Origin of the sequence: Microbulbifer okhotskensis, from assembly GCF_023895975.1 — a bacterium.
GTDB classification, from domain to species: domain Bacteria; phylum Pseudomonadota; class Gammaproteobacteria; order Pseudomonadales; family Cellvibrionaceae; genus Microbulbifer; species Microbulbifer okhotskensis.
The window spans coordinates 44,957-69,795 of the sequence record NZ_JALBWM010000001.1 but is presented as its reverse complement, the minus strand read 5'-3'; the positions used below and the strand labels follow the sequence as shown (position 1 = coordinate 69,795).

Genomic DNA, 24,839 nt, shown 5'->3' with positions numbered 1-24,839 from the left:
TCCCATGAAAAATAATTCGTCTCGAGCGCGTGTATTCCGGCTCACAGCGGTAAGCGCATTGCTCGGAGTAGGTCTGTGGAGCAATCCTGTCCTATCCGCATCCCAGGATCAGGCCCTGCAAATTCACAACCGCCTCACGGGCACTATCCCCAGTGAAAGCGTGCTACTGGATATGGCTGAAGATATAGACGATGGCGATCCTGCTGCCGCGGCCTATACAGCAATGCAGAATGATGCTTTTTACAATGTCACCTTAAAAAATCTCGCCACCCCCTGGACTAACGAAGAACAGGACGTATTCGCACCGCTCAACGATTACAGTGCAACGGTCATCGGTATGGTGCGCGACGATATGGATTTCCGTCAGCTACTGACGAGCAATATTCTCTATAGCGGCGATGTTTCCGGTCTGCCCTCGTACAATACTGGCAACAATGATCACTATGAGGCTCTAGAAGCCGGTGGCTACTCTCTGCAGGACAATCTGGTGCAGCAGAACCAGTCATCCTTGAACGGATTACCCGCAGATGCCACCGCAGGTGTTCTCACCAGCCGCGCTGCTGCCAAAGCTTTTTTCAGCGCAGGCACCAATCGCGCCATGTTCCGTTTTACCATGCTTAATCACCTGTGCAGGGATATGGAACAAGTTCAGGACACCAGCCGCTCACCGGATCGAATTCGTCGCGACGTGAGCCGCAGCCCTGGAGGAGACAGCCGCGTCTTCCAAAATAACTGCATCGGCTGCCACAGCGGCATGGACCCCATGGCCCAGGCCTTCGCCTACTACGATTACGTTTACGATGCGGACAATGACCCCACGGGTGAAACTGGCTCACTGGACTATAACACCGCCGGTGATCTGGATCCCGAAACCAGTAGCCGCGTTAAAGCCAAAAATCTGATCAACGGTGCTAACTTTCCCCACGGTTTTATTATTCCCGACGACAGCTGGGCTAATTACTGGCGCGAAGGGCCCAATATGCACCTGGGCTGGAGCGCCTCTCTGCCCGGCAGTGGCAATGGTACCAAGTCCCTGGGCGAAGAGCTTTCGAACAGCCGCGCCTTTGCAGTGTGCCAAGTCACCAAAGTATTTCGCCAGGTGTGCCTGCGCGAACCCGAGGATGCCACCGACCGCGCCCGCATAGAAACGATCACTGATGATTTCAGCAACACCGGCTACCAGTTAAAGCAGGTTTACGCAGACTCTGCCGTTTACTGTGCTGGAGACTAAAAAATGAAACTTAATAAAGCTCTCCCTCGGGTGGAAAACATATTTACAACGCGCAGATTACGTATCTCTGCATTGTTTTGCGCCACTATTTTTCTTTCTGCCTGTAGCGGCGGTAGTGGACAGGACACAGAGACACAGCCAGATACCACAGAGAACAATGGCGGTGCCACTTATTCCGGGCCGGGACCTGAGACTGACGACGTCAATCAATACAAGCGCTATATCTGGGATAACCTAGCCGCACAAAACCGCTGTGGCAGCTGCCATATAGAAAATAATCAGAGCCCGCACTTTGTGCGCGGCGATGATATCAATGCGGCCTATGATGCGGGTCGAGACCTGGTAAATCTGTCAGCCCCGGATGAATCCCGCCTGGTGACCAAAGTCGGCGGTGGGCACAATTGTTGGCTGTCCAGCGCTGATGCCTGCTCAGAAATTATTACCAATTACATTGAAGAGTGGGCTCGAGCCAGCGGCAGCCTGAGCAACACCATTTCTCTCACCGCCCCCATTGAACGCGATGTCGGTGCCAGTAAAAGCTTCCCGGAAAACAGCGGTAGCTTTGGCAGCACGGTATACCCGCTATTGCGCAATTACTGCGCCGACTGCCACAGTGAGGACGCCGCGACCGCTCAACAGCCATTTTTCGCCAGCGCCGATGTCGACCTGGCCTACGAACTTGCGGTAAGCAAAATAAACCTGGACTCACCTGCCGACTCACGTTTCTCAGTTCGCCTGGGTAATGAATTCCATAACTGCTGGGATGATTGCTCCAGTAATGAAGACGACATGACCACGGCGATTCAGGCATTTGCCGATACAATCAGCCTCACTCAGGTAGATTCAGACTGGGTGATCAGTAAAGCGCTACGTCTGACCGATGGGATTGTGGCCAGTAGTGGCGGTCGTATCGAAAATAATGCGATTGCTCTTTATGAATTCAAAACCGGAAGCGGTACCACCGCATTCGATACTTCCGGAGTCAACCCGGCGGTGGACCTGGCTCTGTCTGGCGATGTGGAGTGGATCGACTCTTGGGGACTGCAACTGAAAGGTGGCAAAGCCCAGGGCGCAACCGCCACCAGTCGCAAGCTTTACGACACCCTGACCGCGACCGGCGAATACTCCATCGAAATCTGGGCAGCACCGGCCAACGTCTCACAGGATGGGCCCGCACGGATCGTCACCTACTCCGGCGGCGATGATATCCGTAACCTCACCCTCGGCCAGGACCAGTACAGCTACACCTTCCAGAACCGCAGTGACAGCACCGACGCAGACGGCATGCCGGTCCTGGCCACGGATGATGCGGATCAGGTAGTGCAGGCCAGCCTGCAACATGTGATTGCCACCTACGATCCCATCAACGGGCGCAAACTCTATGTAAATGGCGCCGACACCGGTGAAATGGACCCCGCTGAAGCAGGCCTACTCAACACCTGGGACGATACTTTCGCCCTGGCAGTTGGCAGCGAAGTCAGTAATGGCAACAGCTGGGAAGGCTCCATTCGCTTGCTGGCCATTCACTCCCGCGCACTGTCGGCAGAGGATGTTGCCACTAATTACGACGTGGGTGTGGGTGAAAAATACCTGCTGTTATTTAACGTCGAAGAGCACACAGGCATTGCTGAAAGCTACGTGATGCTTACGGTGCAACAGTTCGACAACTATGCCTACCTGTTTAGCGAACCCACTTTCATCAATCTTGATGACAGCGTTGATCCCTCCGGCATCGCTATTGAAGGCATGCGTATTGGCATCAATGGCCGCGAGGCCGAAGTGGGCCAAGCCTGGGCCAAGTTATCCACCGCGGTAGACGATAGTTACCTGGCCGGAGAGGGGCAGCAGTTCTCCAGGCTCGGCACGATTATCACCTTGGAGAATGGACCTACTCACGCGCAGGCTCCCGATGAATTCTTCCTGACCTTTGAGCGGATAGGCAATGCGAGCTACGCCCGTATGGAGGAAACGCCAGCCGCCCCGGCAGAAGCTTCAGACCTGGAACCACAATCGCGTATCGGTTTGCGTCGCTTCGAACAGATCAACGCAAGCCTCTCCCAGGCCACTGGAATTTCCATAGCTCACCCAGACATTTGGGAAACCTGGGATACGGTTAAACGCCAGCTGCCAGTGTCTAGTGATATAGAAGGATTCCTGGCCGCACAGCAAATGGGTATCACCCAGTTAGCGGTTAAATACTGCAGCACGCTAGTGGACTCCAATGAGCGCAACAGCTTCTTCAACGGATTTGATTTTACCGCTTCTGCTGATAGTGCCTTCGATAGCGCCAGTAAACGCTCACTGATTATCGATCCACTGATGGAGAGCTTAGTGGGCCACGAAATGACCTGGCACGATGGCAGCGTCTCGCAGCTTGCCAGCGCGCCAGAGCTTAGCACGGTAGAAACTGAACTGGATTTATTGATAGATACCATGACGGCTTGTGGTGGCAGCTGTGCTGCCGATCGCACCGAGACCACTGTGAAAGCAGTGTGTGCTGCGGCGATGGGCAGTGCCATGATTCTGATTCACTAACTGCGCGATCAAACAATAAATGGCTTTTCCGGGTGGGGCGCCGCGTCCCGCCAGCTAAAGCCGTTAACAATAAATAACCGGCATTCCAAATACTTCATCCGGGAATACTATGAGCAAGAAAAAACACTTTGACCTGGACCAGCCCCTAAGACACCCGGACCACCACCGTCCGAGGACACGCCGCGATTTTCTCGCCCAGGGTTTTCGTGCGGGTATGGGCACAGTACTGGGCGGCTCTGTCTTCAGTTTGTTTGCCAACCCCCGCAACGCGCACGCTGCCCTATCTTCAGATCTGGAAGCTCTGCGTAAAAGCAACGGCGGACCCTGCGATGTAAGCGCCTTTGGCGCCGGTAAAATTCCATTTATTTGCTTCGACCTGGCCGGCGGGGCCAATATTGCCGGCTCCAATGTGCTGGTGGGCAAAGAGGGCGGCCAACTGGATTTCCTCGGTACTGCCGGATACAACAAACAGGGACTGCCCGGCGATATGGTGCCCTCCCTTGGCGGCGATGCCGGCACTAGTTTTATCAATTCCGACCTGGGGCTCGCCTTCCACAGCGACAGCGGCATGCTGCGCGGTATTCTGGAAAAAGTGAGCAGCGGCACCGCTTCCGCGACCAACGGTGCGGTTATCCCTGCGCGTTCGGAAAATGATACCGGCAACAATCCACACAACCCCATGTACGGCATCAATCAGGCTGGTGCCAATGGCTCGCTGCTGGCTCTGGTCGGCTCGCGCTCCAGTGATTCCGGCGGCAACTCCATGGCTCCCGCCGCCATGATTAATCCCGAAGTGCGCCCCACCAAAGTGGACCGCCCGTCAGATGTTACCGGGCTTGTCGACGTGGGTGACCTGGTTGGCCTTCTCAGCCAGGACGACACTGTAGCGGTGATGGAATCCATGTACCGTATCTCCGATGCCAAACTCGGCAGCGTCAATACCAAAATCAGCACCGATGCGGTCATTAAAGATATGGTGCGCTGTGGATATATGAAGAGCGCCGATCTGGCCGACCGGTTCGGCAACCCGGCAGATTTAAATCCGGAAGCGGATCCAGATATTGTCGGCCCCTCCGGTATTTTTACCAGCTCAGAATTGAGTAGTGACAACGAATTCAGTAAAACCGCCTCGGTGATGAAGCTTGTGGTGAACGGCTATGCCGGTGCGGGTACTGTGACCATGGGCGGTTACGATTACCACACCGGCGATCGTGCCACCGGCGAGATGCGTGACCTGCGCGCCGGCCGCTGTATTGGCGCCTGCCTGGAATATGCAGCGCGCCGCAACCAGCCACTAATGATCTACGTCTACAGCGATGGCTCGGTTTTCTCCAATGGCATGCTGGATAACTCGGTCGAAGGTCGCGGCAAAGGCGTCTGGACTGGTGATGACCAGCAGACCGCCGCTTCGTTTTTCCTGGTATACAACCCAGCAGGACGCCCACAGTTGCTGGGCGGCTCCGTTGACGAACAGGCTCGTCACCAACAACTGGGTTATATGCGCAGCTCCGGCGATGTGGAAACTGCATCCAGCCCCGCCGCCAATAACGTTAACTTACTGGTGGAATCCGTAGTGCTCAATTACCTGGCCCTGCATGGGGAGCAAAGCAACTTCGCTACGCTTTTCCCCAATCACGGCCTGGGTAACAGCACCCTGATGGACAGCATGACGGCATTTGCCCCAATCGCTTAGCCTGGACCCATGATGTTGCGTTTTATCAAAACCCTGTTGCTGTGCGCCGCCTTGAATACGGCACCGTCCATGGCCGAGTGGCACTATGCCGAGCGCGCCATTATGGGCACCCAGGTTCGCCTGCAACTGTGGCATGAGGACAGCGCTGAGGCCGAACACTTGATTGAAGCCGTGATGGCTGAATTCCGCCGTTTGGATAATCAGCTGTCGCCCTACAAGGAAAACAGCGAGCTGTCGCTGGTCAATCGACAGGCGGGACAGGGTAACGTCAATATTTCTGACGAACTCACCCGCTTGATCGATAAATCTCTCTGGTTTAGTCAAATAACCAATGGCGCTTTTGATATCAGCTACGCCACGCTGGGTAAGCATTATGATTTCCGCAACAAAAAGCGGGCTCATGGCGATCTGACCGATTCACTGCTCGAAGCTTTAAATTACCGCCATCTGAAACTCAATAGAAAATCCAATTCCCTACGCTTTAGTCACAGCCAGACCAAAATAGATCTGGGCGGTATCGCCAAGGGCTATGCGGTCGATAGGGCCATCGCCATACTTGAACAGGCGGAGATCTGTTGTGCCAGTGTCAGTGCCGGCGGCGATGCGCGAATGCTCGGCGATAAGCGTGGCCAGCCCTGGCTGGTGGGTATTCGCCATCCGCGCGAAAAAAGTAAAAATGCCGCAGTGATCCCCCTGCGTGATATCGCCATCTCCACTTCCGGTGATTACGAGCGTTACTTTATCGATGAACAGCAGGAGCGCGTGCATCACATCTTTAATCCATCCACCGGGAAACCGTCTGAAACCACTGAGGGGGATACCGATAAACTGATCAGTGTCAGCATTATCGGCCCGCATGGTTTTGATACCGACCCGCTCTCTACCAGTGTCTTTGTCCTCGGCAAAGAAAAAGGCCTCGCACTCATTAATCGACTGCCTCAATTTGAGGCGGTGGTCATCGACAGTAACCGCCACTTGTTTTTCAGTCGCGGTTTAGAGAATCTTTGACTAATCCGTTTCATCTTCATAGAAAATTTGCCAACGGGATCACATCAGATCGTTGAACCCCTGACATAATTTGCGCCGGCCAAAAAATAATACCAAACCCTATCGAAAGGTCTGTCATGGGACGCTTCTTCCAGTTTTTAATTTTCTCTATCAGCCTTTTTGCCAACAGTTGGCTGTCGGCTCAAGAGGGCAATTTTTCCGCAGAAAAACTGGAAGAATTGAAACGTGATGTGCTCAAACTCAACAGGGACTTATTAATCCTTGAGGAAGACCTGCTCTACCCAGCACAAAGCCAGATCGCTTTCTATGTCTCGATGGATGTCGGCCATTACTTTGCCCTGGATGCGGTCAAGCTGCATATCGACAACAAGCTCAGTGCGAGCCACCTCTATACCGAACACCAGCGCGAAGCACTGATACGCGGCGGTATTCAACCGCTATTTAAAGGCAACCTGAAGTCCGGTGATTACACTGTTTCTGCTTTTGTCACAGGCCTCGGTCCACAGGGACGCGAATACAAACGAGCGGCCAAACTTGAGTTAAGTAAAACCGACGAACCCGCCGTAATTGAACTGCGAATCTCAGATAAATCCGGAAAACAACAACCGGAATTTGAGTTAGTGCAGTGGCCAACCCCCTGACCCGCCATGCGCTACCCATTTCTTACCCGCACCTTGTCCCTGGCGCTGGCTCTCTTAGCTGGCAATCTGCACGCGCAGACTGAGGAACTTGTAACAGCGACTGCTGAGCCAGAATTACTGAATAAAAGCAGCGCACAAGAAACAGCCAAAACCTATCAACGGGCCCAGGACCTCGCCTATGGCGCCACGCTATATAAATACTTCCAGGGGGATTATTTCTCTGCACTGAGTACATTGTTGGTCGCCCAGAAAAAGGATTCGATCCAAGTACACTGGGATAATGCTGCAATGATTGAAGGCGGAATCAGTCTTGGTTTTGGCCTACACCGGCGCGCCGGCGAACTTTTTCAGCAGCAGCTCGATACCCCTGCAGCAGACACAGTGCCTAAGTATCACCAGGCAGCCTGGCTAAAACTGGCAGAGCTCAATTATCTCAATGGTGACTTTGCAACCGCCGCTGCACAGCTGGAGAAATCTGGCGCTGCGCAGAAATCTTCGCTACCACTCAACTTGGCGCTGCGCAATAACGATTTCAGCACGGCGCAAAAACTGTTGGAAGGCACAGAGATTACAGCGGAAGAGCAACTACTTGGGCATATCAACTTCGGCGCAGCCCTGGCCAGGACCGGGCAATTCCCAGCCGCGGTCAGCGAATATCAAAGGGCCGTCGAACTGGCCGGGGATATCGGCGAGCCATCTGTACAGATCCCAGTATTGGCAGACAAAGCCCATATCGGTGCGGGCTACGCCCTCGCACTGGCACAACAGCATACCGAGGCCAAACAGGCTTTTGCGCGAGTCCGACTCAATACGCCATGGGCGACCCGTGCGCTACTGGGTATGGCCTGGTCCTCTATCAACAATGAAGATTACCAGGCGGGCATTGATGCCCTGCAGTTTTTACTGAATCAACACGGCCGGAGTCCCGCGGCTCGTGAAGCCATGGTCGCGCTGCCCTATGGCTACGAGAAACTGGGAAAGCGCAATATTGCTCTCAGCGCCTATCAACAGTCAGAAACTTTTTATCAGCAAACGCTCGGGCAACTGCAGCAATTACAAAAGGCACTGGCCACTGAACCTCTGGCCTATGATCCGAAGGTACGGGAAGTCAGGCGCTATGGCTGGTTGCAATTGGCCCAGGCCAACCCCCTGCTGCGAGATAACCAGCATTTTTTACAGCCCATCTTACAAAGTGATCACTTTCAATTACGTCTGACTGAGTTACGCGACCTGCAGCAGATGTCACAGGTTCTGCAGGATTGGGAAAACAAGTTACCGCAACTCGCCGAATTAATTGAAGAGCGGCACCGGCGCCGCACTGCCATTATTGAGCGTTATAATAGCGCCCAGTTTGATCAACAGCTGCAAATGGCAACCCAGCAGTATGAACAATTAAATACCGCTCTTGCACAGATTGAAACAGAACACGATGCCCTCGGCCTGTTGGCCACCACTGTAGATCCAGAACAGCCCAATGAAACCCTGGAGTTGCTGGATATCCTGTTGTCGGCAGAGCAACGCCATCAGAAACTGAAACAACAGGGTAAAGACACCCCTTTGCAGGCAAATACTCTGAGCAAGTCCCGAGGGGTATTGCTTTGGCAGGCCAATGAGCAGTACCACGGTAAACTATGGCAACAGCGCAAATCGCTGGAGCAACTTGCCGAGCAATTACTTCGAAGCAAAGAGCAACGCAAAGATACTGATTCTGAAGCCCAACGAGCCCCACAGCTACGGCAATTGGCCTATCGCATTGCCACTGTCAGCGAAATAGTACCTGTGCAGCAGCACGCAATTGATCGCGCCAGCGCACAGGTAGAAGCTGCACTTCGTCGCGAAGTCATTGCACAGTTGGACAGAGAGCAGCAACAAATCCTCGGCTATATGGCCCACACTCGCTTGGCCATTGCGCGACTGCAAGATGCAGAAATGCAACAGAGCGCACAACCACCTATCAGCGAGGCTGCTGACGTCGACTCCGATGCGCTTTCTGGAGCCGCTGCCAATGAATAGTATCTCGCGCCCGGCAAAACTATTTGCCGCACGCACCCTGTACGCCGCTATTTGCTGTGCCCTCGCTGCCTGTGGCAATCAACCGGTCCAAACCCTCGCCGACCTACCCCGCGCTGCAGAGCCGACAGCGCAAAATGGCGAAGCTCAGAGTGTCAATACACCGCCGGCGATAGAAGTACAAAAGCTGGTGCAGAGCTACCAGACGGCACTGGAGAGTCAAACCGACCCCCAAACACGCCAGCAAATCCACCTGCGTTTGGCCGACCTGGAAATGGAGCGCCTGGAACAGGTCCAGTCTGACAACCCCGAAACAGTTGTAGACTACTCCCGCGCGGTTCACTACTACCAAAGCCTCTCCACAGAACGCCCCCAGGACGATTACATTCTCTACCGGCTCGCCCGCGCCAGGGCACTGGATGGCGAGATGCCAGCGGCACTAAAGGCACTCGAACAAATCGCTGACAGTACGCCGGAATCGCCCTATATTGGCGAGGTATTATTCCGCCGCGGCGAAGCCGCGTTTAATCGCAAAGATTATCGCAATGCTGCACAGGATTTTCGTGAACTGCTGAAACAGGAACAGAGTGCATTTACTGATAATGCCCGCTATATGTTTGCCTGGTCAGAATTTAAATCGAGTAATTATCGAAACTCCGCAGAGATATTTTTACAGTCACTGGATATTTTGCACGAGCGAGCACAGGACGAAGAACTCTCACTGGGGCAACAGCGCTTGCGCGAGGACAGCCTGCGTGGGCTAGCGCTGAATTTCAGTTATCTGGGTGGCGCAGAGGCAATTGAATCGTTTAATTCCGAAGCAGAACCCCGTCCCTATCAACACCATCTGTACCGTGCACTCGGCAGCTGGTATCGGGAAAAAGAGCTGTTTCGCAACAGTGCGGATACTTTTTTACAGTTTGTTAAACACTACCCGCGTAGCCAGCAGGCGCCGCAACTGCATTTGCTCGCCGTAGAGACTCTAGAAGTCGGAAGACTGCATCAAGCAGTGCTCCCGGCAAAAAGGGAATTTGTGCTCCGCTACGGTATTCACAGTGACTACTGGCAGTCTGCCGAAGAGCCGCAACAACAGGCACTAGTTGAAACACTGCGCCCATGGTTGCATGAGCTGGCGCAGTTCGACCACGCCAGCGCCCAAGCACTGGGCCAACAGGAGGTAAAACTCTCGGCAAATAAAACCACGCAGCGGCGCAAGCTCGCCGCTCAATCCCTGCAGGCCTACCTCAGCGCTGCAGCACTGTATCAACAATATGCACTGACCTTCCCGCAGGACCCGCGCACCCCCGCCATAGTATTTCTGATGGCAGAATGCCTGGAACAGGCCGGGGACTACCCCGCCGCCTGGCGTGCTTACAGCCAGGTTGCCTGGGAATATCAAGATCCGAAGCACGGGGCTGAAGCGGGCTACGGCGCTATCCTCACTTCGGCAAAAGTGTACGCCGGGATGTCCAGTGAAGAGCAGGAACAAAAAACTCTGTGGCTCGACCGAAATATCGAGGCGAGCCTGAAGTTCGCGAACAATTGGCCGCGAGACTCAAGGGCACTGCCGGTACAGCTCGTCGCTGCCGATAAATTACTGCAACAGTCACGATTTCCTGAAGCCATCGCAGCCGCCCAGCAGGCGGACAATTGGCAGCCTCCGGCGAACCCTCAGCAACAATTAAAGATTGCCTTAGTACTCGCCCACAGCCACTTCTCCCTGCAACAGTACCCAGAAGCCGAGGTGGCCTATGGGCGCGCACTCAACTATCAGCCAGGCGAAACCCTACGCAGAGATGCACAGCGGCAGTTACAGCTGTCAGTTTACCGTCAGGCAGAGCTGGCACTGGCCCAGCGCGATGGAGAAGATAGCGCACCCAGTGAAGAGGCCCTGGGGCACCTGCTGCGTATTCGCGATAGTGGCCGCACAGATGTCGCCGCCACTGCACAGTACGACGCGATCAATTATTTGATTCAGCTTGGCCAGTGGCAACGCGCCAGTAGGGAGGTAGCAGATTTTCGCCAGTTCTATGCCGCCCACACGCTGGCCCCAACTCTGGCGGCCAAAGCTATTGTGATTTTTGAGGCATTGGAAATGCCAGCGGCAGCCGCTACAGAATTATTGCAGTTGGCCAGTACCGATCCCGACCGCGAAGTACGTCGCCAATCCCTGTTTATGGCTGCAGAAAACCTGCAAAAAGCTGGCGAGCACAGCAAAGCCATAGAAAGCTACCGCAGCTATAGCAAACTGTGGCCAGAACCCGCCGAGCAACGACTGGAAGCCCAATATCAATTGGTGCAACTTTACGCCCAGTTAAAACAGACCAATAAACGCAACTACTGGTTACAGCAGCTCGCGCAAAACTCCGTGAAATCACCCCGCGGTCGCTATCTAGCTGCCTATTCACAAGCTGAACTGGCAGAACAGAGTTACGAGAAATTTGCCGGCTTGTCCCTTCGATTGCCACTAAAAACCAGTCTCGCCAATAAAAAACGCGCGATGCAAACCACCGTAGCTGATTACCGCAAAATATTGGAATTTGGCATTGCAGACTTTACCCCCCAAGCCAATTACCGCTTGGCAGAGGTCTATCGACAATTGAGCCAGGACCTGATGGATTCCCAGCGTCCAAAAAACCTGAACGAATTGGAGTTGGAACAATACGAAATTCTACTTGAAGAACAAGCCTACCCATTTGAAGAAAAGTCGATAGAACTCCATGAAGCCAATATTAAGCGCACGGTAGAAGGCATCTACGACGACTGGGTTAAACGCAGCTTCCACTCGCTCGGCCAATTGCTACCGGCCCGCTATAAAAAAACAGAAACAACTCTGGAGTGGAGCGATGCACTGCACTGATCCTCGTAGGTTTAACCTTTTAGTAACGGCGCGCTTGCTACTTGCTTCCCTAGCAGCTATCACCCTGTGTGCTTGCAGCGGTTTTCAATCCTCGGCACCAGCAGTAGACGGTGACAGGCAACTGCTGACAGAAAATCCCTATCTGCACGATGCGCAGCGAATACCGCAGCAGGCGCAGGCAGCAATGGCGCTTGCCCATCAGAGTTATATGCAAAAAGATTTCGCGGCTGCAGAATCACAGTTAGTACAAATCACCGATACCTGGCCCAAGCTGTCTGGAGCCTGGCTGAACCTGGGCATAGTGCAGCAGTCTGACGAAAAATATGCAGACGCCGAACAAAGTCTGCGCCAGGCGATCACCGCTAATGACAACAATATCTTTGCCTGGAATCGCCTGGCGGCAATGCTGCGAGATCGGGGGCGCTTTGAAGATGCAGAAGCGTGCTACAACGCCGCTATCAAACGATGGCCAGACTACAGGGACGCTCACCGCAACCTGGGAATTCTCTACGACCTGTATCTGCAACAACCGGAACGGGCTCTACAGCACTATCAGGCCGCCCAAGATGCCGACCCCGAGCAGGATAAATTACTGAATGCCTGGATAGTTGAGTTAGGGCGGAGACTCTGATGAAAAAAATAATTGTCCGCTTATTAATGGCGTTATCACTATGTATCCACAGTGTAACTGCCGAAGAAATCACCACTCTGGAATCGACAGTCATTGGCAGCCAGGAGCAGCCCAAAGTTCTGTACATTATCCCTTGGAAACAAGCCAACAGCCTACAACGACTCGATAGTGTTTTACCTCAGACCTTTTCTGCCGTATTCCAACATCAGGAATATTCAGAATTTCGCCGTGAAATTATTCTGCAAGAAACTCAGCAGAATCAATCCGAATAAATCGTTTTTGATGGCTAATCAATAAGTGGCGCAGGGAAGCGGCGCTGCCGAATTTTATACAGCACAAGTTGGAATGGCAATGTGCCCAAGGGCTTCTGCTGTCGTTCCTAATGGATATTGATGGAGTTGGAATCACTCACTCAATACACAAACATTCTATTTTAGCTTCTTACCCTTTTGGAGAATTTAACCATGGAATTTACTCAGACAATGCTACGTTTTTTTCAAAACGGCGGTCCTTTTATGTACCCGATTGCAGTGGTACTGGTCATCGGTTTGGCGATGGTGATCGAGCGTTGGATATTTTTGAGCCGCGCTGGAAGTGCGAACAAAAAAGCCTACCAACAGGTTTTACCCATGATGCAAAAGCGCAGCTATCAGAGCGTATTACAATTGGCAAACGATAGCGACGCCGCCATGGGACGTATTGCCGCTGCAGGGATCAACACCCTACAATTCGCCAAACGCGAAGAGAATATCGCCCTCGCCATTGAGGAGGGTATTCTCGAAGCTGTACCACGCCTGGAAAAGCGCACCAGTTATCTGGCCACACTGGCTAATATCGCCACTCTGCTAGGCCTGCTTGGCACCATTATGGGGCTGATTGCTGCATTTACCGCTGTGGCCAGTGCAGACCCCTCTGAAAAAGCCACTATGCTGTCCACCAGTATTTCTGTCGCCATGAATACCACTGCATTTGGCCTTATATCCGCCATACCTCTGTTGCTATTCAACTCCATGCTGCAAAACAAGACCAATGAAATTGTCGACAGTCTGCAAATGGCCGGAGTTAAATTCCTCAACCTGCTGACCATGGGGCGCCCACAGAAAGCGGATCCACGCACCGCCAACAGTTAGGGGTTACCACCATGCTGAATATTAATATTCGCCGGCGTGGGCACGAAGAAGCAGAACTGGATATCACCTCATTTATGAGCTTGATGACAATTCTGGTTCCCGTGCTGCTACTCAATATGGTGTTCTCCCATATTTCCGTGCTTAAACTGAACTTGCCTGGTCTTAGTGATGGCAGTGCCAGTAGTGCACAGGATAACCGTCAACTGGAAATGGTTTTGCGCGCACAATATATCGATATTAATTATCCTGCGGGAAACCCGGTGAAGCATATCCCCCATGTTGAGAACGCACCAGACTTCGCTACCGTCTCTCTGCTGTTACAGCAGATCAAGCGTCAATTGCGTGAAAAATCTATCGATAAAGATGACTTGGTCATTCTCTCGGAAAAGGGAACGCCCTACAAAACCCTGGTTGCTGCCATGGATACCGCTCGTAGTTATCGAGCGGTGCTGGCCACATCAGTGGTCGATGCAGAACTGTTTCCACAGATATCCCTCGGCGATGCACCCGAGCTGGAAAAATAGCGGGGCCGTTAAATGAAGATCAATGCAGCCGCGAAACTGCAGGAGCGCAGGCTCAGGCAAAAAAGGCAAACATCTAAGCTGAATCTAGTATCGCTGATGGATATTTTCACCATTTTGGTGTTTTTCCTGCTGGTGAACTCCACCAGTGATGTCCAGGTTTTACAGACTGACGAAACTATCAAACTTCCCAAGTCTACCGCTCAGCAAAAACCCGAGATAACTACGGTCGTTCGAGTTAATGGACAACAACTTTTTGTCGGAGATCGGTTTATTGCCAAAATCGATGATATCGATCTCAGCGCAGAAAATATTCAACCGTTAATGACAGAACTCAACTACCGCGCGGAACGGGCCGGAGAATTGAGTGAAACACAAAAAATAATGGGACGCGCTGTCACTATCCTCGGTGACGAACAGGTTCCCTATGAATTGCTCAAACAGATCATGCAAACTTGTGCCGCTGCCGACTTCCGCGATATGTCTTTCGCGGTAGAACAAACTGCGCCCGAGGAGCCATCGGGGGTGGACACCTGATATGAGTACAGCAACGATGAGTTATGCCCCCTGGCAGTTACAGGAGACGGTACTGCCCTGGTCCGCTTCCAAGGAGGAAGACCAGCGCTTTATTAAACTCCTGCGGGGTGGCCTTATTGCCCTGGCCATCAGCGGCATTGCGATTGCGCTGATTCCGGTACCCGAACTCACCCGCGAGCAGGCAGAAAAAGTACCGCCGCAGTTGGCCAAAGTCATTCTGGAGAAGAAAGAATTACCAAAAGCGAAACCCAAAGCAAAACCCAAGGAAAAAAAGAAACCCGAGGAAAAAAGAAAACCCGAAGAGACCCCCAAGCCAAAAAAAGAAGTTCGCGAGAAGCCCAAGCCCGTGCAGAAACCGCGCAGGGCAGAAAACCCTCCCGCCGTCGAGGTACAACAGGCGCGCGAGAAAGCAGCTAACAGCGGACTAAACGCACTTGCCGATGATCTGCTGGATATGCGTGACAGCTTTGATTCCTCGGAAGTCAACCGCGGGCAGCTCAGCAACGGTAATGCGACCGCCGCGAAGACTGAACGAAATATGATCGGCGATAAATCTAAAGCTTCCAGTGGTGGCGTTATAGCCGGTAAGGCGAGTCGAGATACCGGCGGCACCTCGCTGACGGCAAGACAAACTACCCAAGTGAAAAATGTCCAAGCTGCCGGTTCGGCCAAAGAAACTGCACGCGCGGTCAGAGGACAAAAATCTATACGAACTGACGATTCCATTCGCAGTATTATGGAAGCGAATAAAGAGGCAATTATCGCAATCTATAATCGCGCCCTACGTAAAGACCCCACTCTGCAGGGAAGGCTCACAGTACAGCTGGCAATTGCTCCAAATGGCTCTATTGCTTCTATCAAATTGGTGGAAAGTGAACTCAACAATTCCGCCCTGGAGCGCAAAATCCTGGCAAGAATCCGTATGATTAATTTTGGTACTGCGAACGTAGAAAGCACGACTAAAAATTACTCTATCGACTTTCTGCCCTCTTAAGCCCCACTCTTAACCCGGCTATGCAACGGGTTAGAGCGGTACAAGGATGTACCGCAGCCAGCTAGGTATCGATGAAAGTGGGGCCGCTTGTACCCCACTCGCTGTGGTTCTACAGTAAGTCCAGCGCGTACTTGCGTAGGGTTTGCATTGGCACTATGTCCAAAGCTTTAACGTGTGTACTTTGCAAAAATAACCGAGGGGCCATATTCATTTTCTCGGCCTCCAACCAGCGGGCTGCGCACAAGCACCAGCGATCGCCTTCCCTCAGCCCCGGGAAATTGAACTCCGCCACTGGTGTGCTCAGGTCATTGCCACGGCTGCGAGAAAAGTCGAGAAAATTCCCCGTCACCGAAACACAAACCGTATGGGAACCGGCATCCTCCTTACCGGTATTACAACAGCCATCGCGAAAAAATCCCGTGTTGGGATCCTGGCCGCAGGGAACCAGCGGGTCACCAAAAACGTTAATCGATTTATCCATCTCCATTGTTTGTTCCCCGGCCTATTTCGTTCAGCAATTCAATATCCACCAGCTGCCAACGCAACCCGTTGCGCTGCATCAACAAACGCAACTCTGCACGATCCTGCTCCCCATAATCAACACTCAGGTGGTTGACGTCGGTAAAACGCCAGCTCATACGCCGCCAGGCGTCCTCCTTCGGTTTTCCCGTCGAGGGTTCCGGTTCCGGCGCTGAACCAGCCGAGTCCTGTCGGTAAATTTCCCGCTCAAATTCGTCCAGGTCTTCACCACCGCGCAATAAATCGGCGATGCCCTCAGGGGTAATAAATTGCTGCAGCAAGGGTTCCATAAAGAAATTAGCGCCAGCGCCGAGAAGTTCATCAAACTCCTGTGGTATGGAATTGCCAATTGAAGTACGCAGCTGTGCCTGCAGACGCACTTTTAAATTGTCACGTAAAACCGGAAAATCAACATAATGCTCCAGAGTGTCGATACTCTCACCGCGAATCTGCGGGTCTTCCGACTTTGCCATCTCCGCCGCACGCTGTAATTGCCCAATAGAATAAAATGGCAAGGCCAGATAGCCGACAACAATCAACGTCAGTATCAATCCTCCCATCCACACTATTTTTTTCATCAATCAAACTCCTCATTGGCCGTGCAAAGATTCTATGTCGAGAAAGATCTATCACCTAATCTGCCAATGTATTGGCGTGGCATTGTTCGCCAACGCCGCCTGTGAGATATTCGCCTCCGGATTTTGCACCCTCAAATAATCTATTTCTCAATAAGGACAGCGTTCAGGATGAGTGACATTTATAAGGCCCCCGAAGCAAATCTGGCCAATGGAACAGAGACTGATGATTCAGGCTCTATTGAAAAGGGCATTGCCGGAGATTATTCATTTTCTATTGGGGAAACCATCAGCGAAGCCTGGGAGCGCACCAGTGGAAATAAGGGCACCATTTGGGTAGGGGCCATTCTCTACCTGGTCGCCTCTATGGGAATCAGCTTTGTTATTACTTTGATTACCGGCGGCGGCGCCGCTTTTAGCTTAGAGAGCGGCCAGGGGTCGACGGGTCTGGGCCTCCTCGGCCTATTAGCTCAACTGATCACCACTGTCGCCTGCGCCCCTCTGGGTGTAGGGATGGCAATGATTGGTATCAAGATTGCCCGCGATGAACAGACTTCCGGCACCGAGGTGTTTTCTCATTTCGATAAAATCGTACCTCTCGGCATCGCCACCATTGTGATGTACCTGCTGGTCGGAGTCGGCTTTTTACTGCTGGTGATACCAGGTATTTACTTGTTGGTTGCCTATATTCTGGCATTGCCGCTGATTGCCGATCGCAACCTGGGCCCCTGGGCTGCACTGGAGGCATCCCGCAAAGCCATCAGCAAAAACTGGTTTGCCTTCCTCGGCTTCCTGATTGTGTTACTGCTTATTTATATCGCCGGCGGCCTGGCCTTGCTGATCGGTCTGATCTGGGCACTACCACTAGGCAGTATTGCCTACGGTGTCGCTTACCGAAAAGTCTTCGGTTCACCCAATCACATCTAAGTTTTTCTATCTGACAGGAGCGGTGGCTTGCTGGATACCACCTATAACGTCGAAACACCTGAGGGTATCGATTTGCGCGCGCGGGCTGCAGGGCCCGTGCCGCGCATCCTCGCCTATGCCGTGGATGTTTTCTATCGGTCCCTTATATTAGCCGCGATCGGCTTGGCGCTGCTGTTTGCAGGCGTTGCCGGTATTGGCATCTGGTTGGTTTGCGCCTTTTTGCTCGAATGGTTCTACCCGGTGTTTTTTGAAGTACTGCGCCGTGGCCAGACACCGGGCAAAAAAGCTTTCGGCCTGATGGTGGTCAACGACAACCTCACTCCTGTGTCCTGGGGCGCATCCTTTGTACGCAACCTGCTGCGCTTTGCCGATTTTATGCCGTTTGCCTATGCCACCGGTGTAATTAGTATGGCCCTCGGTCGCCACTTCCAGCGGCTGGGAGACTTGGCCGCAGGTACCCTGGTGGTCTACCGGGAAGAGGAAAAAGCCCCGGTTGCCCTACCGGATTCCACTCCTCTTCCGCCACCGCAAAATCTCCAACAGGCTGACCAGCAGGCGCTGGTCAGCCTGTTGGAGCGCCACGATGATTTAAGTGAGGCGCGCCAGAGGGAGCTCGCCAACCTGCTCGAGCCCATGACCCGCAAGCGAGACAACGAAGCCCTGGCCTATTTGCGCTCTGTGGGCAGCTGGTTACTCGGCGGCAGGGGATAGGCAGAGGTATCCATGAAGCAGAGAGATTTTGAAAATCGCTACCGCGATAGCTGGGACCAGCTAGAAGCCTGGTTGAGAGCAGATAGTAATAAGGCCGAGACAGCGGTGCTGGATCTGCCGGCCGCCTACCGAAGCTTGTGCCAACAATTGGCCATGGCAAAAGAGCGCCAATATACCAACCGCCTGATCGATCACCTGAACCAACTGGTGATGTCGGCACACCATCGTGTCTACCGCCAGGAGACCCTGCGCCGCAAGGGTTGGCTGCACTACTTACTGGCAGGTTTCCCCCAGGCAGTGCGCGCCAATAGCCGCGCGGTCATCTTGGCCTCTGCTCTGTTTTTGCTACCGGGGCTGATTCTGGGTATTGGCACCTACAATAACGATGCCCTGGTTTACGCCGTGATGTCACCAGAGCAGGTGATGGGCTTTGAATCCATGTACGATCCAGGCAACCGCGTATTGGGACGCGAACGCGACTCAGATACCGACCTGTTTATGTTTGGCTTCTATATCAAGAACAATATCGGCATCGCCTTTCGCACCTTTGCCGGCGGTGTCCTGTTTGGCCTTGGCTCGATTTTCTTCCTGGTGTTTAACGGCATCTATATTGGCGCGGCCTTCGGGCATATCACCCGAGTCGGCTTTGTTTCCACTTTTTACCCATTCGTGATCGGCCACGGTGCCTTCGAACTGACCGCCATAGTACTGGCCGGTGCTGCGGGCCTGATACTGGGGCGCTCACTGGTGGATCCGGGTCAACACCGACGTACTGTGGCTCTGCGCCTAGCCTCTGTTGAAGCCATGAAGATCATGTATGGCACCTTCCTGATGCTGGTCATTGCCGCCTTCCTCGAGGCTTTCTGGTCCTCCAGTTCTTCCACACCGATCGCCCTCAAGCTCGGCGTCGGCACCGCACTGTGGCTGTTGGTCTTTGCCTACTTCATCCTGGCCGGACGCAAGGAGGGCGCGGCAAGTGCAAGTTAAGAATTTGGCCGTCCGTGCACGCTTGCGCTCCCCCTGGGAGTCTATCGATCTGGGAATCGCCCTGGCACGCAGATATTGGTGGCAATTATTTATCGTGTGGCTACTACCCGCAGCCACTCTATTAACACTGTGCTACTGGCTATTCCCCGAATCGCCCATGCTCTCGGGCCTATTTATCTGGTGGTTAAAACCGGTTTTTGACCGGCTGCCACTATTTATGATCAGCCGCGCACTATTCGGCTCACCGGTATCCGTTGGCACAGCGTTAAGGCACTTTTTTAGCCCGAACCGCCGTGACTGGTTCCTTTGGCTCACCCTGCGCCGCTTGAGCCCCACCCGCTCTTTCGATATGCCCATCACAGTACTGGAACAATCCGGCGGCAAGGCGCGCTCTTCCCGTATTGGTGTACTGCACCGCAAGCACTCCGGTGCAGCCACCTGGCTGACACTCACCCTATATCATATAGAGATCTTTCTGCTCGCTGCTTTATCGATGCTGGCCTTCCTGTTTATCCCTGAACAATATGCTGAGGGAATCGAGTGGATGCCGCTCCTACAGGGGGACACCCTTTGGTTGGAGTGGCTTTACAATGCCCTGTACTTGCTAATCATGGCCGCTGTAGCGCCCTTCTATATTGTCAGCGGTTTTTGCCTGTATATCGGCCGCCGTATTGAGCTTGAAGGTTGGGACATCGAGATTCAGTTCCGTGATTTTCTGGAGCGCCAGCAACGCGAACGGCGAGCTCGCCGCAGAGAAACGCCCGGCACCGCTTCCTTGATTCTGCTTTGCAGCCTCGCGCTCGGCACAATGCTGTCGGCACCGCCTCCAGCCAATGCCGAAACGGTAGACACCCCCCAGCAAGGGCAAGAGCGCATTGATGAAATTCTGGCCGGTGAAGACTTTCACCAAATGAAAGAGATCAGTGGCTGGCGCAAAAAAGAAGTCGATGAAGTCAAAGAAAAATTTCCTCAATGGCTGATCGACTTTATCGAGTGGCTGATCGACTTTATCGAGTGGCTGTTTGAGCGTTCTCCAGAGGACACTGAATCCGACAGTGATTTTGAGTGGGGGCCCGAAATTGCAAAAATTCTGGAGCTGCTGTTTTGGCTTGGCCTGATCGGTGGCCTCGGCTATTTCGGCTGGAAACACCGTGAGGCAATTCTCAACAGCTTGCAGTGGCACTCCTCTCCCAAGGAGCAGCAGGCTCCCCCCGAGACCCTGTTTGGCCTGGATGTACGCCAGTCAAGCCTGCCCGCTGACGTTTGCGCAGAGGTAATGCGCCTCTGGGCAAGCGGCGATAAACGCGCCAGTTTAGGACTGCTATACCGCGCTACGCTCTCCCATTTGATTGAGGACTTTGCCTTCTATTTTGGCGATCACCTCACCGAGGGCGAATGCGCTCAACTGGTGCGCGCCAGGCAGCTGGAAACCGAGGAGGAACTGCGTCCAGTGAGCCCTACCTTGAGCCATTTCGTGCAGGAACTCACCGCAAACTGGCAACAGCTAGCCTATGCCCATCGCCCCCCAGCAGAGGCTCAAGTAAGTACCCTGTGCAGTCAGTGGCAGGAGGAATTTGGCAATGACCGCTAAGCGAATTCTGATCGGAGCCTGCATACTCACTTGCGCAGCACTAGTGGGCTTATTTTTGACATTTTACGAGCGCTATACCGAGGAGCGGGATCTGGGTTTTGGCCCTGAGGCGCGGCGCAACCCCTTTTTAGCGGCCGAGCAATACCTCGCTGACATCGGCCTGCTCCCGCGCCAAGCGGATAATATTTCTGTACTACAGGGCCTGTCACCTAACACCACCCTCTATATCAGCAGTTCCAGCCAGGTCTACAACTCGACAAAAGCAGAGGCCCTGATCAACTGGGTCGAACAGGGGGGCCACGCCATTGTGGTGGCCTATACCGGCGACTTCGATAGCGATGCCGAACGAGGTGAAAACCGTGACTGGCTGCTTGAAGAACTCGATGTTTCCATTGAGGAGGGCCACGGACACTTCGAATTGGAGGAAACCCTGGAGCAACTGCTCGGGGAGGATGCAGTACTCACCCCCGAACAAAGTCCTGCCGACGCCATGCGCGAGCACAATCGTCAGATTGACGAAAGGGAAAGCGAAGCTGACGCCAAAACTGAGCCAGAGGAAGAGGAGAAGCCACGCAACCCCAGCGTAGACCCTGAAGATTTGGTGACTCTCCCCACCGACAACGGTGACGAGATACAGCTGTACCTCAATGCCAGTCATCTGCTTTACCACCCAGCTTTTGACGACAGCAATATCACCGATGGGCCGGTGTTCTATGCCAAGGTCTGGCGAGACGACACAGCAGTACCCTTTATGCAGTTCGAACGCGGCAGTGGTGTAATCACCCTGCTGACGGACGCCACTCTGTGGCAGTCCCGTCGCATCGGCCACTTCGATCATGCCTACTTCTTGCAACTGTTGGCGGGCGGAGACGAATTTGTCTTCCTCACCCGCCCGCGCTTCGACTCTCTACCCCAGCTTGCGCGCCAGTATGGGGCCGAATTCTTTATCGCCGGCGCCCTGGCTTTATTGGCCTGGCTGCTGCTGCATGGACGCCGCTTCGGTCCATTACAGCCGGCCCCAGAAGTCACCCGCCGCTCGCTGCTGGAACACATCTCCGCCTGCGGCCACTACTACTGGCAGGACGACCAGTGTGAGGCGCTGCTACGTGGATATCGCGGAGAGCTTTTGCGGCGCCTGGCTGCGACAGATCTCAGCGCCACCCAGAAACACAACCTGTGCGACAAACTCAGTGCCTCCACCGGCCTGGACGAACGGGTATTGGTAGCCACCCTGTGGGGCAAACCGCCTAGCACGGAAGAATCTTTTACCGAACACATGCGTAACCTGCAGCGAATTGAGGCAGTTCTATGAGCGATACCACTCTTCAACCGGAACAACAAACCACCAACCCGGCACCGGACTGGCAGGCTGCATCCGCCAGACTGCAGCTGCTGCGCAACAATATCAACCGGCTGTTGATCGGCCAGGAACAGGTGGTCGATCAGGTACTGGTGGCCCTGTTGGCTTCCGGCCACGTACTCCTCGAAGGCGTACCTGGCCTGGGTAAAACCCTGCTGGTGCGCACCCTGGCCAACTGCTTTGGCGGCCACTTCCGCCGCATCCAGTTTACCCCGGACCTGATGCCTGCCGACGTCACCGGCCACGCCATGTACAACATGGGCGAGAGCCGCTTTGAAGTGCGCCGCGGACCGGTATTTACCAATCTGCTACTGGCCGATGAAATCAACCGTGCCCCCGCCAAAACCCAGGCGGCCCTGCTGGAAGTGATGCAGGAGAAGCAGGTCACCATCGACGGCCAGGCGCTGAAAGTACCGAGCCCATTTATGGTCCTCGCCACCCAGAACCCCATTGAGCAGGAGGGCACTTACCCACTGCCAGAGGCGGAATTGGATCGTTTCCTGCTGAAAGTCCTGATCGACTATCCAAGCCTCGATGCAGAGCTGAAATTGGCCGCCGCCGCCAGCAGCGGGCGCATTGAGCGGGGCCTGCAGCAAAAACTGGCAGGGGAAATTACGATCGATGACCTGCAGCAATTGCAGGCACTGGTGCTTCAAGTGGACCTGGACGAGCAGGTTTTAAACTATGCCGTGCGCCTGGTTCGCGCTACCCGCCAATCGCCACAGCTGCGCAGCCCGGCCGGCCCGCGGGCCAGTATCGGTCTACTGCAGGCAGCTCGTGCCAACGCCCTGCTACATGGGCGTGAATTCGTACTGCCGGATGATATCAAGGCCATGGCAATCCCGGTGATGCGCCACCGCATCGGCCTCTCACCAGATATGGAGATCGACGGTGAAACCCCGGATTCCGCCCTGGCGATGATTATCGACAGCGTTGAGGCTCCCCGACTGTGATACAAACCGCTGCTGCCACAGAGTCGCAAACGGCCCCCGCACAAACCGGACGCACCGGCCCCAGCCAACGCTTGGTTAAATGGCTCGGCTACTGGTGCCTGTCAGCCCTCATTATCAGTGCAGCTCGTATCTGGCTACCGCAAACCGGTGAATTTATCGGAAATCTGTGGTGGACCGCTAGCGCCCTGTTACTGGCTTCAGCCCTGTTGGATTTTACTACTGGCTGTCGAGTAACCGGCCTGCAAGGTCTGCGGCGATTGCCCAGTAACTTGGCGCTGGGTGTGCGCAATACGGCACGACTGACACTGCGCAACAGCGGCCCTCGCACTTTAGTGTTGCAAGTTTCCGATTCCATTCCTCAACAATTGGGCGCAACAGGCCTGCCGTGCTCAACACAACTCGATCCCGACCAGGAAATCAGCATTGAGTACAACCTGGTTCCCCACCGCCGCGGCAGTGCCAGTTTCGGCCGGATTGAAGTTCTGGCCAATTCGCCCTGGGGGCTGTGGCAAACACGCGTCTGGTTGGGCCAGGAGCAAACGGTTAAGGTCTACCCCAATTTCCTCGGTATTTCCTCACTGCAGGCCCTCTCCACTGAGCAGAGCCTGCGCCTGATGGGCCTGCATCAGCAGCAGCGGCGCGGCGAAGGTATGGACTTCCGCCAACTGCGGGAGTACCGCCAGGGTGATAGCCAGAGACAAGTGGACTGGCGCGCAAGCTCGCGCCTACACAAATTGATCAGCCGTGAATATCAGGATGAGCGCGATCAGGAAATTATCTATATGCTCGACTGTGGCCGTCGCATGCGCGCTAAGGATGGCGATCTCAGCCACTTTGACCACGCGTTGAACGGCCTGCTTCTCTCCGCCTATGTCGCGATCAAACAGGGCGATGCTGTCGGCCTTCACTCCTTCGCCGCCGCGCGGGAGAGCAACGGTGGCCAGCTTCCTCCAGTGAAAGGGGAGAGCGCAATCAACCTACTGCTCAACAATGTGTACGACCTCCATTCCGGCACAGGCAGCGCGGATTATACTGGTGCCGCCCAACAGCTGCTGGCCAAGCACAAGCGTCGCGCACTGATTATTTTGATCACCAATTTACGCGATGAGGACAGCGATGAACTACTCGCAGCAGTAAGACTGCTGTCGCGCAACCATCTGGTGATGGTCGCCAGCCTGCGGGAAACCTCCGTCGACAAGCTGCTGCAACAGCCAATACAGAGCTTTGACAATGCAGTCAATGGCGCTGCCGCAAGGGACTTCCTACGACGCCGGGCGCAACTACTACAGCATTTACAAGCACATAACGTCATTGTGGTGGACTCTCGCCCAGAGCTTTTACACCAGTCGTTGGTGGAAGCTTACTGGCGCCTGAAGCGCAGCGGCAGAATCTGATCCAATTCGGTTATAGGTATTAGCTGTGGAG

The 24,839-nt window shown here is 54.1% G+C and carries 22 protein-coding genes; 20 read left to right on the top strand and 2 right to left on the bottom strand.

Translation table 11 applies throughout. The annotated features are described in order from the left end of the window. Positions 1–4 precede the first annotated feature (4 nt). The 13 genes from MO867_RS00325 (at position 5) to MO867_RS00265 (ending at position 15,791) form a co-directional block, all read left to right on the top strand. Positions 5–1,231, top strand: a complete 1,227-nt coding sequence (locus tag MO867_RS00325) for a hypothetical protein (RefSeq protein WP_252463941.1) — start codon at positions 5–7, stop codon at positions 1,229–1,231. 3 nt (positions 1,232–1,234) lie between these two features. Beyond that, complete coding sequence (locus tag MO867_RS00320) at positions 1,235–3,766, top strand: LamG domain-containing protein (RefSeq protein ID WP_252463940.1); 2,532 nt, start codon at positions 1,235–1,237, stop codon at positions 3,764–3,766. Between the two features lie 109 nt (positions 3,767–3,875). After that, the gene (locus tag MO867_RS00315; protein WP_252463939.1) at positions 3,876–5,459 is read left to right on the top strand and encodes a general secretion pathway protein GspF; all 1,584 of its coding nucleotides are present in this window, start codon (positions 3,876–3,878) and stop codon (positions 5,457–5,459) included. Between the two features lie 12 nt (positions 5,460–5,471). Beyond that, positions 5,472–6,467 carry an FAD:protein FMN transferase gene (locus MO867_RS00310; protein ID WP_252463938.1) on the top strand — a complete coding sequence of 332 codons (996 nt, stop codon included), beginning with the start codon at positions 5,472–5,474 and terminating at the stop codon, positions 6,465–6,467. Between the two features lie 116 nt (positions 6,468–6,583). After that, positions 6,584–7,108 carry an AraC family transcriptional regulator gene (locus tag MO867_RS00305; RefSeq protein WP_252463937.1) on the top strand — a complete coding sequence of 175 codons (525 nt, stop codon included), beginning with the start codon at positions 6,584–6,586 and terminating at the stop codon, positions 7,106–7,108. A 6-nt stretch (positions 7,109–7,114) separates the two neighbouring features. Further along, entirely contained in the window at positions 7,115–9,121 is a 2,007-nt protein-coding gene (locus MO867_RS00300; protein WP_252463936.1) for a hypothetical protein, read from the top strand. Next, positions 9,114–11,978 carry a tetratricopeptide repeat protein gene (locus MO867_RS00295; RefSeq protein WP_252463935.1) on the top strand — a complete coding sequence of 955 codons (2,865 nt, stop codon included), beginning with the start codon at positions 9,114–9,116 and terminating at the stop codon, positions 11,976–11,978. Before MO867_RS00300 ends, MO867_RS00295 begins: the two co-directional genes overlap by 8 nt. Then, positions 11,965–12,609: a tetratricopeptide repeat protein gene (locus MO867_RS00290; protein ID WP_252463934.1), complete on the top strand. Its 645-nt coding sequence runs from the start codon at positions 11,965–11,967 to the stop codon at positions 12,607–12,609. Before MO867_RS00295 ends, MO867_RS00290 begins: the two co-directional genes overlap by 14 nt. Next, a complete protein-coding gene (locus tag MO867_RS00285; RefSeq protein WP_252463933.1) occupies positions 12,609–12,881 on the top strand; it encodes a hypothetical protein in 273 nt (90 codons plus the stop codon). Before MO867_RS00290 ends, MO867_RS00285 begins: the two co-directional genes overlap by 1 nt. 192 nt (positions 12,882–13,073) lie before the next feature. Then, the gene (locus tag MO867_RS00280) at positions 13,074–13,739 is read left to right on the top strand and encodes a MotA/TolQ/ExbB proton channel family protein (protein ID WP_252463932.1); all 666 of its coding nucleotides are present in this window, start codon (positions 13,074–13,076) and stop codon (positions 13,737–13,739) included. An 11-nt stretch (positions 13,740–13,750) separates the two neighbouring features. Continuing rightward, positions 13,751–14,263 (top strand): ExbD/TolR family protein, encoded by a 513-nt coding sequence (locus tag MO867_RS00275; RefSeq protein WP_252463931.1) that lies wholly within the window; start codon positions 13,751–13,753, stop codon positions 14,261–14,263. A 12-nt stretch (positions 14,264–14,275) separates the two neighbouring features. Continuing rightward, positions 14,276–14,797: an ExbD/TolR family protein gene (locus MO867_RS00270; protein ID WP_252463930.1), complete on the top strand. Its 522-nt coding sequence runs from the start codon at positions 14,276–14,278 to the stop codon at positions 14,795–14,797. A gap of 1 nt (position 14,798) precedes the next feature. Next, positions 14,799–15,791 carry an AgmX/PglI C-terminal domain-containing protein gene (locus MO867_RS00265; RefSeq protein ID WP_252463929.1) on the top strand — a complete coding sequence of 331 codons (993 nt, stop codon included), beginning with the start codon at positions 14,799–14,801 and terminating at the stop codon, positions 15,789–15,791. Between the two features lie 109 nt (positions 15,792–15,900). Here the strand turns inward: MO867_RS00265 and MO867_RS00260 are convergent, their stop codons facing one another. Then, complete coding sequence (locus MO867_RS00260; RefSeq protein ID WP_252463928.1) at positions 15,901–16,278, bottom strand: DUF2237 family protein; 378 nt, start codon at positions 16,276–16,278, stop codon at positions 15,901–15,903. Then, positions 16,265–16,888, bottom strand: a complete 624-nt coding sequence (locus tag MO867_RS00255) for a DUF2939 domain-containing protein (RefSeq protein ID WP_252463927.1) — start codon at positions 16,886–16,888, stop codon at positions 16,265–16,267. Before MO867_RS00255 ends, MO867_RS00260 begins: the two co-directional genes overlap by 14 nt. A gap of 168 nt (positions 16,889–17,056) precedes the next feature. Between MO867_RS00255 and MO867_RS00250 the strand changes: the two genes are divergently transcribed. From MO867_RS00250 to MO867_RS23765, 7 genes are read left to right on the top strand one after another with little or no spacing between them, the layout of a single operon-like run. After that, on the top strand, positions 17,057–17,812 hold the full coding sequence (locus MO867_RS00250) for a hypothetical protein (protein WP_252463926.1): 756 nt from the start codon (positions 17,057–17,059) through the stop codon (positions 17,810–17,812). 27 nt (positions 17,813–17,839) lie between these two features. After that, the gene (locus MO867_RS00245; RefSeq protein WP_252463925.1) at positions 17,840–18,523 is read left to right on the top strand and encodes an RDD family protein; all 684 of its coding nucleotides are present in this window, start codon (positions 17,840–17,842) and stop codon (positions 18,521–18,523) included. A 12-nt stretch (positions 18,524–18,535) separates the two neighbouring features. Further along, positions 18,536–19,510 carry a stage II sporulation protein M gene (locus MO867_RS00240; RefSeq protein ID WP_252463924.1) on the top strand — a complete coding sequence of 325 codons (975 nt, stop codon included), beginning with the start codon at positions 18,536–18,538 and terminating at the stop codon, positions 19,508–19,510. Then, positions 19,500–21,101 (top strand): DUF4129 domain-containing protein, encoded by a 1,602-nt coding sequence (locus MO867_RS00235; protein WP_252463923.1) that lies wholly within the window; start codon positions 19,500–19,502, stop codon positions 21,099–21,101. Before MO867_RS00240 ends, MO867_RS00235 begins: the two co-directional genes overlap by 11 nt. Beyond that, entirely contained in the window at positions 21,091–22,413 is a 1,323-nt protein-coding gene (locus tag MO867_RS00230; protein WP_252463922.1) for a DUF4350 domain-containing protein, read from the top strand. Before MO867_RS00235 ends, MO867_RS00230 begins: the two co-directional genes overlap by 11 nt. Then, on the top strand, positions 22,410–23,414 hold the full coding sequence (locus MO867_RS00225) for an AAA family ATPase (RefSeq protein ID WP_252463921.1): 1,005 nt from the start codon (positions 22,410–22,412) through the stop codon (positions 23,412–23,414). Before MO867_RS00230 ends, MO867_RS00225 begins: the two co-directional genes overlap by 4 nt. Then, entirely contained in the window at positions 23,411–24,808 is a 1,398-nt protein-coding gene (locus MO867_RS23765; protein ID WP_252463920.1) for a DUF58 domain-containing protein, read from the top strand. Before MO867_RS00225 ends, MO867_RS23765 begins: the two co-directional genes overlap by 4 nt. The last annotated feature ends 31 nt before the right edge of the window (positions 24,809–24,839 follow it).